At 69.2% G+C, this 12,677-nt stretch carries 12 protein-coding genes; 11 read left to right on the forward strand and 1 reads right to left on the reverse strand.

Going from position 1 to position 12,677, the window contains the following annotated elements; all coding sequences use genetic code 11:
* Nucleotides 1-9 precede the first annotated feature (9 nt).
* The gene (locus ACQY9S_RS19730) at nucleotides 10-432 is read right to left on the reverse strand and encodes a hypothetical protein (RefSeq protein WP_428422080.1); all 423 of its coding nucleotides are present in this window, start codon (nucleotides 430-432) and stop codon (nucleotides 10-12) included.
* Nucleotides 433-574: 142 nt separating this feature from the next.
* Between ACQY9S_RS19730 and ACQY9S_RS19735 the strand changes: the two genes are divergently transcribed.
* From ACQY9S_RS19735 to ACQY9S_RS19785, 11 genes are all read left to right on the forward strand, one after another.
* On the forward strand, nucleotides 575-1,498 hold the full coding sequence (locus ACQY9S_RS19735) for a hydroxymethylglutaryl-CoA lyase (RefSeq protein WP_428422082.1): 924 nt from the start codon (nucleotides 575-577) through the stop codon (nucleotides 1,496-1,498).
* Nucleotides 1,495-1,992, forward strand: coding sequence for a YbaK/EbsC family protein (locus ACQY9S_RS19740; RefSeq protein ID WP_428422084.1), 498 nt, complete (start codon nucleotides 1,495-1,497; stop codon nucleotides 1,990-1,992). Before ACQY9S_RS19735 ends, ACQY9S_RS19740 begins: the two co-directional genes overlap by 4 nt.
* Nucleotides 1,989-2,201 (forward strand): DUF1289 domain-containing protein, encoded by a 213-nt coding sequence (locus ACQY9S_RS19745; RefSeq protein ID WP_428422086.1) that lies wholly within the window; start codon nucleotides 1,989-1,991, stop codon nucleotides 2,199-2,201. Before ACQY9S_RS19740 ends, ACQY9S_RS19745 begins: the two co-directional genes overlap by 4 nt.
* On the forward strand, nucleotides 2,198-2,839 hold the full coding sequence (locus tag ACQY9S_RS19750) for a 2-hydroxychromene-2-carboxylate isomerase (protein ID WP_428422088.1): 642 nt from the start codon (nucleotides 2,198-2,200) through the stop codon (nucleotides 2,837-2,839). The genes ACQY9S_RS19745 and ACQY9S_RS19750 overlap by 4 nt, the downstream gene beginning before the upstream one ends.
* Before the next feature lie 721 nt (nucleotides 2,840-3,560).
* Nucleotides 3,561-3,869, forward strand: coding sequence for a DUF485 domain-containing protein (locus ACQY9S_RS19755; RefSeq protein ID WP_428422090.1), 309 nt, complete (start codon nucleotides 3,561-3,563; stop codon nucleotides 3,867-3,869).
* Nucleotides 3,866-5,587, forward strand: coding sequence for a cation acetate symporter (locus ACQY9S_RS19760; protein ID WP_428422092.1), 1,722 nt, complete (start codon nucleotides 3,866-3,868; stop codon nucleotides 5,585-5,587). The genes ACQY9S_RS19755 and ACQY9S_RS19760 overlap by 4 nt, the downstream gene beginning before the upstream one ends.
* 87 nt (nucleotides 5,588-5,674) lie before the next feature.
* A complete protein-coding gene (locus ACQY9S_RS19765) occupies nucleotides 5,675-7,105 on the forward strand; it encodes a putative nucleotidyltransferase substrate binding domain-containing protein (RefSeq protein ID WP_428422094.1) in 1,431 nt (476 codons plus the stop codon).
* 24 nt (nucleotides 7,106-7,129) lie between these two features.
* Nucleotides 7,130-7,333: a hypothetical protein gene (locus ACQY9S_RS19770; RefSeq protein WP_428422096.1), complete on the forward strand. Its 204-nt coding sequence runs from the start codon at nucleotides 7,130-7,132 to the stop codon at nucleotides 7,331-7,333.
* A gap of 13 nt (nucleotides 7,334-7,346) precedes the next feature.
* Nucleotides 7,347-9,998: an ATP-binding protein gene (locus ACQY9S_RS19775; protein ID WP_428422098.1), complete on the forward strand. Its 2,652-nt coding sequence runs from the start codon at nucleotides 7,347-7,349 to the stop codon at nucleotides 9,996-9,998.
* Entirely contained in the window at nucleotides 9,995-10,366 is a 372-nt protein-coding gene (locus ACQY9S_RS19780) for a response regulator transcription factor (RefSeq protein ID WP_428422100.1), read from the forward strand. The genes ACQY9S_RS19775 and ACQY9S_RS19780 overlap by 4 nt, the downstream gene beginning before the upstream one ends.
* Nucleotides 10,363-12,528, forward strand: a complete 2,166-nt coding sequence (locus ACQY9S_RS19785; RefSeq protein WP_428422102.1) for an exonuclease domain-containing protein — start codon at nucleotides 10,363-10,365, stop codon at nucleotides 12,526-12,528. Before ACQY9S_RS19780 ends, ACQY9S_RS19785 begins: the two co-directional genes overlap by 4 nt.
* The last annotated feature ends 149 nt before the right edge of the window (nucleotides 12,529-12,677 follow it).

Here is a 12,677-nt window from a genome sequence, read left to right on the forward strand (position 1 = left end):
GGCGCCGTGTCAGTGGCGCGCCGCGCGCTCGCGCCCGATGCCGAGCCAGTTCGATGGCGAGAAGCGGCTGCGCGCCGGTGTCGGCTCGCCGTCCAGCGCGGTGAGCGCGCGGCTCAGACCGAAACCGCTGGTGTCCTGCGACCAGGCCAGGTCCTGCGGCGCACGGCTCGGAATCCGCGCCAGCGCGGCACGTGTCGCCTTCGCGGCCTCGGCCATGTGGATCTTCACGTCTTCGGCGGCGCTGACGTCTTCGAAACGATCGGCCAGTTCGTAGAGTGTGTAGTCGTTGAGGCTGCGGCACACGCTCGCCACCTCGTCGGCGTAGTCGCGCTGGCGCAGCATGCGGCCCACATCGATGCCTTCACCGAGCGTGCGCAGCAGCGTGAAGTGGATGCGGGTGGCGAGTTGCAGGCGGGTGAAGGTGGGTATCACGGCGAACTCCGGGAATTGCCTGCATGGTGCGGTGCCGTTCGCCGCATGCCCATCCCGCACAATGGGGAGGGGCGCACGCTCGTTCACGGGGTGCCCGGTGGCGCACCGAAATGCGTCGCTGAAAGTTTGTGAGGAACCACACATGTTGCCGAGCCGGGTGACGCTGGTCGACGTGGGTCCGCGTGACGGGTTGCAGAACGAAACGCAGCCGGTCGCCGCCGCCGACAAGATCGAATTGGTGCATCGCCTGCAGTCCGCCGGACTGCACGACATCGAGGTCACCAGCTTCGTCAGCCCGAAGTGGGTGCCGCAGATGGCCGACAACGCGCAGGTCATGGCCGGCCTGCGGCGCCAACGCGGCGTGCGCTACAGCGTGCTGGTGCCGAACCTGAAGGGCTTCGAGGCGGCGTTCGCACCGGCGCGCGAGTGCTGGCCCGACGAGATCGTCGTGTTCGCTGCCGCGAGCGAAGCGTTCAGCCAGAAGAACATCAACTGCGGCATCGCCGAGTCGATTGCGCGTTTCGCGCCCGTCGTCGCGGCGGCGCGCGAAGCCGGCGTCAAGGTGCGTGGTGCGATCTCCTGCGCGCTCGCCTGCCCCTACGAAGGCGAGATTGCGCCCGACCGTGTCGAGCAGGTCGTGATGCTGATGAAAGGCATCGGCGTGCAGCATGTCGGCGTGGCCGACACCATGGGCGTCGGCACGCCGCGGCGCGTGCAGGCGGCAATGGAGCGCGCGTTGAAGCACTACCCGCTCGCTGAAGTGAGCGGCCATTTCCACGACACCTACGGCCAGGCCCTCGCGAACATCTACGCCTGCCTCGAGCTCGGCGTGCACCGCTTCGATGCCAGCGTCGCCGGTCTCGGCGGTTGCCCGTACGCGAAGGGCGCGACCGGCAACGTCGCGACCGAGGACGTGGTCTTCCTGCTCCACGGCCTGGGCATCGACACGGGGATCGATCTCGATGCCCTGGTCGACACGGCCGCCTTCATCTCCGCCGTGCTCGGCCGCAAGCCGGTGTCGCGGGTGGCGAATGCGGTGCTGGCCAGGCGAGGGATGTCGGCGTGAGCGGTACCGATACGCTCGATCAGCGACCCGAAGGCTTTCGTCGCGTCGCGCGGCTGTTGGCCGAACGCGGCCACGCGCACGTGCCGCGCTGGCTCGACATGGCCGCACGCACCTCGCAGGAGGCAGCCGACGCGCTGGGCATCGCGCTCGGCCAGATCGCCAAGAGCGTGATCTTCCGGCGCCGCGCCGACGATGTGGCGGTGCTCGTCGTGACCTCCGGCGACCGGCGTGTCGACGAGAAGAAGGTGGCCGCGCTGGTCGGCCCGGTCGGCCGCGCCGACGCGGATTTCGTGAAGGCACGCACCGGTTACTCGATCGGCGGCGTGTCGCCCATCGGGCACGCATCACCCTGCGTCACGCTGATCGATCGCGAGCTGTTCCGCTTCGCCGAGGTGTGGGCGGCGGCCGGCCATCCGAACGGCGTGTTCGCGCTGAGCCCGGAGGTGCTTGTGCAATTGACCACCGCGCCGGTGGCCGACGTGGTGCAGTCATGACGAGGCCGCTGCCGACGGCTGCCGTGCCCTCGCCCTGCATCAGCGTGTGCCGCATGCATGCTGCCAGCGGCTGGTGCGAGGGCTGCCTGCGCACGCTCGACGAGATCGCCGCCTGGTCGGGGCTCGACAATGCGCGAAAGCGTGCGGTGTGGAAGCTGTTGCCGCAGCGCCGCGAGGCGCTCGCCGTCATGACGGGCAAGGCGCCATGAAGCACCTGCAGTTCTGGTTCGACCCGATCTCCCCCTACGCCTACCTCGCGTTCGAGCAGCTGCCGCAGGCGCTCGAAGGGCTGTCGTACAGCGTCGACTACCGGCCGGTGCTGTTTGCCGGCCTGCTCAAGCAGTGGGGCCAGAAGGGCCCGGCCGAGATCGAACCCAAACGCGCCTGGACCTTCCGCCAGATCGCCTGGGCATCGCATCGGTTCGGCATCGCCGTCGACACGCCCGCGCAGCACCCGTTCAACCCGCTCGCGCTGTTGCGCCTGCTGCATGCGAGCGCGGCCGCCGGGGGCGCTCCCAACCGACGTGCCTGCGAGCTGGTGCTGCGCCATGTGTGGCGCGGTGGCGCGGATGCCAACGATGCGCAGCGCCTCGAGGCGCTGCACACCGAACTCGCCCCGCCGCGCGATCCCGCGGACGAGGCAGTGAAGCAGTCGCTCAAGGACCTGACCGCCCAGGCGATCGAACGTGGCGTGTTCGGCGTGCCGACGATCGAACTCGACGGCCGGCTGTTCTGGGGCCTGGACGCGCTGGAGATGGTGGCCGCCTGTCTGCGCGGGGATCCATGGTTCGACGGCCCGGCCTGGGACGCGGCCGCAGCCGCTCGGCCGGGTGTCCGGCGCGGCTGATACCCGCTCGCGATCCAACCTGTCAAATCGGCCGGCGTCCTTTGGCTCGTTGCAGTCGTGCGTGTGCGTGGGGTGCCTGCGTTCTGAGCGTCCACCGGCGGGCCACCTGCAAGTACCGCGCGTTGCTGTCGAGGACGCCGGGTGAGCGGTTCCGCTCATGTCCCCCGGTGCCGGCCCCAGGGCCGACCCCTCCTCCTTTACTTCGCTGCGCCGCTCACCCGACGCCCTCGCCAGCACTCGGCATCGCCGCTTGCACAGGTCGTCAAACCGCGACAGACCGCGGCGGTGGCAGCGCTGGGGTGGGTCGCTGTGTGGAGTGAAGTAAAGGAGGAGGGCTGGGCGGTAGCCCGGACCGGGGGAGTGAAGCCGCGCGAGAGGCGCCGGAAGGCGCCTCTCGGCTGCTGAACGCCCAGCCGCGATACCAGCGGCTGGGCATGAACGCAACACAGCGACCCACCCCAGCGCCCACGCTGACATGTGACGGACAGCTTTCCGAACAAAGACACCGAACACCGCAACGCGCCCTGGCCCAAGCTTCATCTGATGCGTTTGAATGCAATGCCGTATGAGCCCCTGCGCGAGCCGGCGGTGGGCCCGGCGCCTGTCCGGTTCGCATCGGTTCCGATCAGGTCATGTTGCGATTGCGTAAGAGCGTGGTCAGCCCTATCGTGGAATATGCACGTCCGGTCCTGCCGGCGCCGACACTGCACGAGGAGACAACATGGAAGAAGACCTGGTCAAGAGGATCTCGACCCACCCGAAGTACCTGGAGCTCAGGGCCAAGCGAACCAGCTTCGGCTGGTGGCTCACGCTGGCGATGATGGTCGTGTACTACGGCTTCATTCTGCTGGTGGCCTTCAACAAACCGTTTCTCTCGCAAAGACTGGGTGACGGTGTCATGACGATCGGGATTCCCATCGGCTTCGGCGTCATCGTGTTCACGATCGCCATCACGGCCTTCTATGTTCAGCGCGCGAACAGCCAGTTCGACGAACTGTCCGAGGCCATCGCCAAGGGAGTCCTGAAATGAGCCGCCTTCGCGAGTCCACCCGGCGGGCGCTGACGCTGGCCGCCCTGTTCGGTGTGTCGGCGATCGCCTGTGCGGCCGGCGCCGATCTCGGCCAGGCGCAGAAGCAGCCCACCAACTGGACGGCCATCGGCATGTTCGGTGTGTTCGTCTTGTTCACGCTGTTCATCACCAAGTGGGCGGCCTCCAAGACCAAGTCGGCGGCCGACTTCTACACCGCAGGCGGCGGCATCACCGGCTTCCAGAACGGCCTGGCGATCGCGGGCGACTACATGTCGGCCGCGTCCTTCCTCGGCATCTCGGCCGCGGTGATGGCCAGCGGCTTCGACGGCCTGATCTACTCGATCGGCTTCCTCGTCGGCTGGCCGGTCATCACCTTCCTGATGGCCGAGCGGCTGCGCAACCTCGGCAAGTTCACCTTTGCCGACGTGGCCGCGTTTCGCTTCGAGCAGAAACCGGTGCGCATCTTCGCCGCCTCCGGCACGCTGGTGGTGGTGGCGTTCTACCTGATCGCGCAGATGGTCGGGGCGGGCCAGCTCATCAAGCTGCTGTTCGGCCTGGAGTACTGGATCGCGGTGGTCATCGTCGGTGCGCTGATGATGGTCTACGTGCTGTTCGGCGGCATGACCGCCACCACCTGGGTGCAGATCATCAAGGCCTGCCTGCTGCTGGCCGGCGCGTCCTTCATGGCCTTCATGGTGCTGTGGCAGTTCGGCTTCAGCCCCGAGGCGATGTTCGCCAAGGCGGTGGAGATCAAGGCGAGCCTGGCCACCGGCAAGACGCCCGAAGAGGCGGCCAAGATCGGCCAGTCGATCATGGGCCCGGGCAATTTCGTGAAGGACCCGATCTCGGCGATCAGCTTCGGCATGGCGCTGATGTTCGGCACCGCCGGCCTGCCCCACATCCTGATGCGCTTCTTCACCGTGCCGAGCGCCAAGGAGGCGCGCAAGTCGGTGATGTGGGCGACCGGTTGGATCGGCTACTTCTACCTGCTGACCTTCATCATCGGCTTCGGCGCGATCACCTTCGTGCTGACCAACCCGCAGTTCCTCGACGCCAAGGGCGGCCTGCTGGGCGGCGGCAACATGGCGGCGATCCACCTCGCCAACGCGGTGGGCGGCAACGTGTTCCTCGGCTTCATCTCGGCGGTGGCCTTCGCGACCATCCTCGCGGTGGTGGCCGGCCTCACGCTGTCGGGTGCCTCCGCGGTGTCGCACGACATCTACGCCACGGTGCTCAAGCAGGGCAAGGCCGACAGCGCGTCGGAGCTGAAGGTGTCGCGCTTCACGACGGTCGTGCTCGGCATCGTCGCGGTGGTGCTCGGCATCGCCTTCGAGAAGCAGAACATCGCCTTCATGGTGTCTCTGGCCTTCGCGATTGCGGCCTCGGCCAACTTCCCGGTGCTGTTCATGTCGGTGCTGTGGAAGGACTGCACCACCAAGGGTGCGGTGATCGGCGGCTTCCTCGGCCTGATCTCCTCGGTGCTGCTGACGGTGGTTTCGCCGTCGGTGTGGGAGGCTACGCTCGGCAATCCGAAGGGCTCGGCGCTGTTCCCGTACGCGTCACCGGCGCTGTTCTCGATGACCATCGGCTTCGTCGGTATCTGGCTGTTCTCGATGCTCGACCGCAGCGCGCGCGCCGAGGTGGACCGTGCCGGCTTCCTGGCCCAGCAGGTCCGTTCGGAAACCGGTATCGGCGCCTCGGGTGCGAGCGGCCACTGATGAGCGTCTAGCCAGCGCAATATCAAGCCGTACGGGCGGGACTGCGGGCACACTGCCCGCAGTCCCGTTCTCACATTGGCGCCGCCCATGCCGCAAACCCGCGCCTCCGACACACAGCGCGAGATGCTCTCGCTCGTCACCGCGCGCGTGCGCGACGCCTACGTGCGCAAGCCCTTCTTCGTGGACGGTGCACTCGACCTGGTGTCGGTGTGCCGGCTGCTGTCGCAGCAGGGGCTGACGAACGCCCTGGTGCGCGACGGCGACCGGCTCGGCATCTTCACCACCACCGACCTGCGCGACGCGCTGCTGCGCGACGGGCCGCCGGCCGCGCTGGCGGTGCGCGAGGTGTCGCGCTTCGGGCTGATCGAGGTGCATCCCGACGCCGAGCTGTTCGAGGCGCTGTGGCTGATGGTGCGCCATCGTGTGCACCGCCTGGTGGTGCGCGACGGCGACACCGTGCTGGGCGTGCTCGGCCAGCTGGACCTGGTGAGCTTCGTCGCCAACCATTCGCACATCGTGGCGGTGCAGATCGACGAGGCCGCCTCGGTGGCCGACCTGCGGGCTGCAGCGCAGCGCATCGACACGATGATCGGCCTGCTGCACGACGGCGGCATCAAGATCGAACTCATCGCCCGCCTGGTGGGCGAACTGAACCACCGCCTGTTCGCGCGCCTGTGGGACCTGTTGGCGCCCGCCGATCTGGTGGCCAACAGCTGCCTGCTCGTGATGGGCAGCGAAGGCCGCGGCGAGCAGATCCTCAAGACCGACCAGGACAACGCACTGCTGCTGCGCGACGGCTACGAACACCCGCAGCTGGCCGAGATCGCCGGGCGCTTCAACGCCGCGCTCGCCGAGCTCGGCTACCCGCCGTGCCCGGGCCAGATCATGCTGACCAACCCGCTGTGGCGCTGCTCGCTCGCGAGCTTTCGAGACACGCTGCGCGAGTGGGTCTACGGCGCTGGCCCGGACGGCACCCTGCACCTGGCCATCTTCTTCGACGCTGCCGCGGTGGCCGGCGACGCCACGCTGCTGCAGCAGGCGCGCGAACACCTCGACCGCATCCTCGCCGGGGGCGACGCCTTCCTGGCGCGCTTCGCGGCGGCGGCCGACCAGTTCGACGAACCGCAGAGCTGGTGGCAACGCCTGACGGCGCGCGGCGACGAACAGCCGCTGGACCTGAAGAAGCTCGGCACCTTCCCGATCGTGCACGGCGTGCGCGCGCTCAGCCTGCAGCACGGCGTGCGCGAGCCCGGCACGGCGCAGCGCCTGCGCCGGCTCGTCGAGCGCGGGATCGTCGACGCCGATCTCGGCCGCGATCTGATCGAGGCCCTGCACTACCTGATGGCGCTGAAACTGCGCCACCAGCTGCGCCAGCGCGCCGCCGGCGAGCCGGCGGGCAACCTCGTGCGGCCCTCCGATCTGAGCACGATGGACCGCGACCAGTTGAAGGATGCGCTGGCCATCAACAGGCGCTTGCGAGCGCTGTTGCGCCAGCGCTTGCGGCTCGACGCCTTGTGACGGCGCCGTGAAAGGAGAAGGCCAATGTCCGATCCCCTGCGCAACCAGCGGCTGCTCGCGCTGTTCGCCGCCGGCTGGCTGCTGCTGAACTTTCCGCTGCTCACCTTGTGGGACCGCCATCTCAGCGTGGCCGGCATCCCGCTGCTGCCCGCGGCGCTGTTCGGCGGCTGGGCGCTGTTGATCGGCGCGGCGGCCTGGATCGCCGAGTCCGGCAGCGACGCGGATTGACTCGGCCCGAACCATGCTGTCCACCCCGCTGGTCCTGGGCGCATCGTTCGCCTACCTGCTGCTGCTGTTCGGCGTGGCGCATTTCGCCGATCGGCGTGCGCGGGCAGGCCGCTCGCTGATCGGCAACGCCTGGGTCTACACGCTCTCGATGGGCGTGTACTGCACGGCGTGGACGTACTTCGGCAGCGTCGGCCGCGCCGCGTCGTCGGGCCTGTGGTTCCTGCCGATCTATCTCGGCCCGACGCTGGCGATGCTGCTGGCCGGCTCGGTGCTGCGCAAGATGATCCGCATCGCGCGCAGTTACCGCATCACCTCGATCGCCGACTTCATCGCCAGCCGCTACGGCAAGAGCCGCACGCTGGCCGCGCTGGTGACGCTGATCGCGCTGGTGGGCATCCTGCCCTACATCGCGCTGCAGCTCAAGGCGATCGCCAGCGGCCTCTCCGTGCTCACCGCCACACCGGGCGGCACGGGGCCGTGGTGGCGCGACAGCACGCTCTACATCGCCTTGGTGCTGGCCGGATTCACCGTCGCCTTCGGCACACGCCACCTCGATGCCAGCGAACGGCACGAGGGCATGGTCGCGGCGATCGCGTTCGAGTCGGTGGTCAAGCTGCTGGCCTTTCTCGCGGTCGGCACCTTCGTCTGCTGGGGCCTGTTCGACGGCCCGGGCGACATCTTTGCGCGGGCCGCGGCCCGCACCGAACTGGAGCCGCTGCTCGGCCTGGGTGGTGAGAGCCGCTTCGCCGGCGCGCAGTGGGCTGCGCTCACGCTGCTGGCCATGCTGTCGGTTCTCTTCCTGCCGCGCCAGTTCCAGGTGATGGTGGTCGAGAACGTCGACGAGCGGCACGTCAGGCGCGCCACCTGGGCCTTCCCGCTCTACCTGCTGCTGATCAACCTGTTCGTGCTGCCCATTGCACTGGGCGGGCTGCTGCACTTCGGCAGGGGGGGCGCCGACCCCGAGACCTTCGTGCTCTCGCTGCCGCAAGCGTTCGATCAGCCCGCACTCGCGCTGGTTGCGTTCATCGGCGGACTGTCGGCCGCGACCGGCATGGTGATCGTCGAGGCGATCGCCGTGTCCACCATGGTCAGCAACGACCTGGTGATGCCGCTGCTGCTGCGCCTGCGGCAGCACGCGTCCGGCGACCTGAGTGTCCTGCCGCTGGCGGTGCGGCGCGTCGTGATCGTCGCGCTGCTGCTGCTGGGCTACCTGTACTTCCGCATCGCCGGCGAGGCCTATGCGCTGGTCAGCATCGGGCTCATCAGCTTCGCGGCGGTGGCGCAGTTCGCGCCGGCGCTGCTGGGCGGCATGTACTGGAAGGGCGGCACGAAGGCGGGTGCGCTCGCCGGGCTGGGCGCCGGCTTCGTACTGTGGGCCTGGACGCTGCTGCTGCCGTCGATCGCCAGGTCGGGCTGGCTGGCGACGGCCTTCGTGACCGACGGCCCGTTCGGCATCAAGCTGCTGCAGCCCGAGCAGTTGCTCGGCCTGACCGGACTGGACAGCCTGACCCATGCACTCCTGTGGAGCCTGCTGGTCAACGCGGGCCTGTACGTCGCCGTGTCGCTGTCGCGTGCGCCGTCGGCCCGCGAGGCCGGCCAGGCGCTGCTGTTCGTCGACGTGTTCCGCCGTTCGAGCGCGGCGCCGGTGTTCTGGCGCGGCCGCGCGCGGCTGGCCGAGCTGCAGCAGCTGGCGGCGCGCTTCCTCGGCGCCGAGCCGGCCCAGCGCCTGTTCGCCGACTATGCGCGTCGTTCGGGCGCGGCCGGCATCGAGCGCATCGAGCCCGATGCGCAGCTGGTGCAGCATGTGGAGACGCAGCTTGCCGGCGCGATCGGCAGTGCGTCGGCGCGGGCGGTGATGGCCTCGGTGGTGGAAGAAGAGCCGCTCGCGCCCGAGGACATCCTGCGCCTGCTCGACGAGGCCTCGCAGGTGCGTGCGCAGAACCGCCAGCTCGAGAGCCTGGACAAGCTGAAGGACGACTTCATGTCCTCGGTGACACACGAGCTGCGCACACCGCTCACCTCGATCCGTGCCTTTGCCGAGCTGATGCGCGACGAACCCGGGATGGCGAGCGATCAGCGCCAGCAGTTCCTCGGGTTGGTGGTGGCCGAGGCGGAGCGCCTGAGCCGGCTCGTCAACCAGGTGCTCGACCTGGCCAAGATCGAGTCGGGCCATGCCGAATGGCGCAATGACCGGATCGACTTGCGCGAGCTGGTCGCCCATGCCGTGCAGACCACTGCCGAGGTGTTCCGCGAACGCGGCGCACAGGTGACGGTGGAGCAGCCCGAGCAGGTGCCGGTACTGCATGCCGACCGCGACCGCCTGCTGCAGGTGCTGCTGAACCTGCTGAGCAACGCAGCCAAGTTCGTGCCCCGGCATGCAGGCCGGGTGGTGGTGCGCCTGCGCTGCGACGAACGCGCGGCCACCGTCGAAGTGGCCGACAACGGCCCCGGCGTGCCGCCCGCGCAGCAGCAGCTGGTGTTCGAGAAGTTCCGCCAGGGCGGTGACGCCGCCCACCGACCGCAGGGCACCGGCCTGGGCCTGCCGATCAGCCGCCAGATCGTCGAGCATTTCGGCGGTCGCATGTGGTTGCGCAGCACGCCGGGGCAGGGGGCCTGCTTCGGTTTCGAGCTGCCGTGGACAGCACAAGAGGAGACGAAAGCATGAGCAAGCACGTGCTGATTGCCGACGACGAGCCGAACATCGTCATCTCGCTGGAGTTCCTGATGAAGCGCGAGGGCCACGTGGTGAGCATCGCCCGCGACGGCCCGTCGGCGCTCGAGGCGATCCGCACGGCGCGGCCGGACCTGGTGCTGCTGGACGTGATGATGCCGGGCATGAGCGGCTTCGAGGTCTGTCAGGCGGTGCGCGCCGACGAGACGCTCGCCGCGGTGAAGATCCTGATGCTCAGCGCCAAGGGCCGCGGCACCGATCTCGCCAAGGGCGGTGCGCTCGGCGCCGACGCCTACATGACCAAACCCTTCTCGACCCGCGAGCTGGCCGACAAGGTGCGCGAGCTGCTGGCGGCGGCATGAAGTTCGACAAGCGCGAGCTCGCCGCCACGCTGGCGCCGGGCGCGGTGCTGGCGTTGTCGGCGCTGGGTGGCGGGCTGCTGTTCGCGGCCACGCTCGAGCCGGCCGAGCGTGCCGCGCTGGGCGCGATGTTCGAGCCGCGCGCTGCGCTGCTGCTGCTGGGCTGGTTGGTCCTGTCGGGCGCGCTCGGTGCGCTCTCGCGCAGCGCCTACCTGCGCTGGGTGGCGGCCGCGGCGCGTCTGGCCGAAGAGGCCGGTGTGCTGCTCGCGGCCGACGTGCAGCGCGAGATCGAGCCGCAGGGTAGCGCCGAGACGCGCGCACTCGCCCGGCTCATCAACCAGCTGTCGCAACAGCGCGGGGCGCTGCGCGCCGACATGGCCGCGCAGGTGCGCGAGGCCGGCCGCGGCGTCGAGCAGGAACGCAACCGGCTGGCCGCGCTGATGGCCGAGCTGACGCAAAGCGTGGTGGTGTGCAACCTCGACGGCCGCATCCTGCTCTACAACAGCCGCGCCCGCACCCAGTTTCGCGCGCTGTCCGCGGCGCCCGGCGTCAGTGGCGGCGCCGAGCTGATCGGCCTGGGCCGTTCGATCTACGCGGTGTTCGACCGCGCGCTGATCGCCCATGCGCTGGAAAGCGTGCAGCAGCGATTGCAGCGCGGCGCGGCGCACCCCTCGACGCAGTTCGTCACCGGCACGCGCGCCGGACAGCTGCTGCGGGTGCAGATGGCACCGGTGCGGGCCATCGACGCGCCGCCCGGCGAGGCCGCGCTGAACGGCTTCGTGCTGATGCTGGAGAACATCACGCGCGACTTCGCCGACGAGTCCGAGCGCGACCGGTTGCTGCACGCCCTCACCGAAGGCAGCCGCGCGTCGCTGGGCAACCTGCAGGCGGCGGTCGAGATGCTCGACTACGACGATGTGGACGCCGTCACGCGCGAGCGCTTCCAGGGCGTGATCCGCGACGAGGTGGGCGCGATGAGCCGGCGCATCCGGGAGCTTGCCAGCCACACCGCGCAGACCCTGAAGACGCGCTGGCCGCTGGAAGACATGCTGGGCTCCGACCTGGTAGCCGCCGCCGCGCGCCGCATCGAAGCACGGCATGGCTGCCGCGTGGCCACCTCCGATGTCGACGCGGCACTCTGGCTCAGGGTGGACAGCTTCTCGCTGCTGCAGGTGCTGGTCTACCTGGCCGGCCGCTTGGTCGACGAGTACCAGATCGAGCTCGTGCAGCTGCGCCTCGCCCAGGACTCGGGCCGCGCGCGGCTCGACCTGGTGTGGAGCGGCCAGGCCATGAGCACCGAGACGGTGATGGGGTGGGAGACCGATGCGATGCGCATCGGCGACGACAGCCTGGCGCTGACGGTGCGCGATGTGGTCGAGCGCCACGACGGCGCGTTCTGGTTCGAGCGCGAGCGCGTGCGCCACGAGTCCTTCTTCCGCCTGCTGCTGCCGCTGGCGGCGAGCAGCGAGCAGCTCGACGCGGCGCAGTTCGTGCGCAGCGAGAGCCGGCCCGAGGTCTACGACTTCGACCTGTTCCGCGCCAGCGAGCAGTCGCGCGAGCTCGCCGACCGAAAGCTCGCCGAGCTGAGCTACACCGTCTTCGACACCGAGACCACCGGGCTGCAGCCGTCGGAAGGCGACGAGATCATCCAGATCGGCGCCACGCGCATCGTGGCCGGCAAGCTGCGCCGCGAGGACTGCTTCGAGCAGTTCGTGAACCCGCGGCGCGACATTCCCGAGGCCTCGATACCGATCCACGGCATCCGCCCCGAGATGGTGGCCGACGCGCCCGGCATCGACGCCGTGCTGCCCGCCTTCCACGCCTTCGCGCAGGACACCGTGCTGGTGGCGCACAACGCCGCTTTCGACATGCGCTTTCTCGAACTCAAGCAGGCCGGCACCGGTGTCGTGTTCGACCAGCCGGTGCTCGACACGCTGCTGCTGTCGGCGGTGGTGCACCCGCAGCAGGCGTCGCACCGGCTCGAGGCCATTGCCGAGCGTTTCGGTGTGCTGGTGCTCGGGCGCCACACCGCGGTCGGCGATGCGATGGTGACGGCCGAGATCTTCCTCAAGCTCATCCCGCTGCTCGCCGAGCGCGGTATCCATACGCTTGGGCAGGCGCGCGAGGCGTCGCAGCGGACCTACTACGCACGGGTCAGCTACTGATACGGCGCGTTCGCCCGCATCAAATCAGCCGGCTTCGTTCGACTCGTTGCAGCCGTTCGTGTGCGTTGGGCGCTGAGGTTCGAAGCGTCCGCCGGCTTCGCAGACCTCTCAGTGAAACTACCAACACGCGCTTCGGTGGTTCTCTCACA

Source organism: Methylibium sp. (assembly GCF_965279545.1).
Classification (GTDB): domain Bacteria; phylum Pseudomonadota; class Gammaproteobacteria; order Burkholderiales; family Burkholderiaceae_C; genus Methylibium.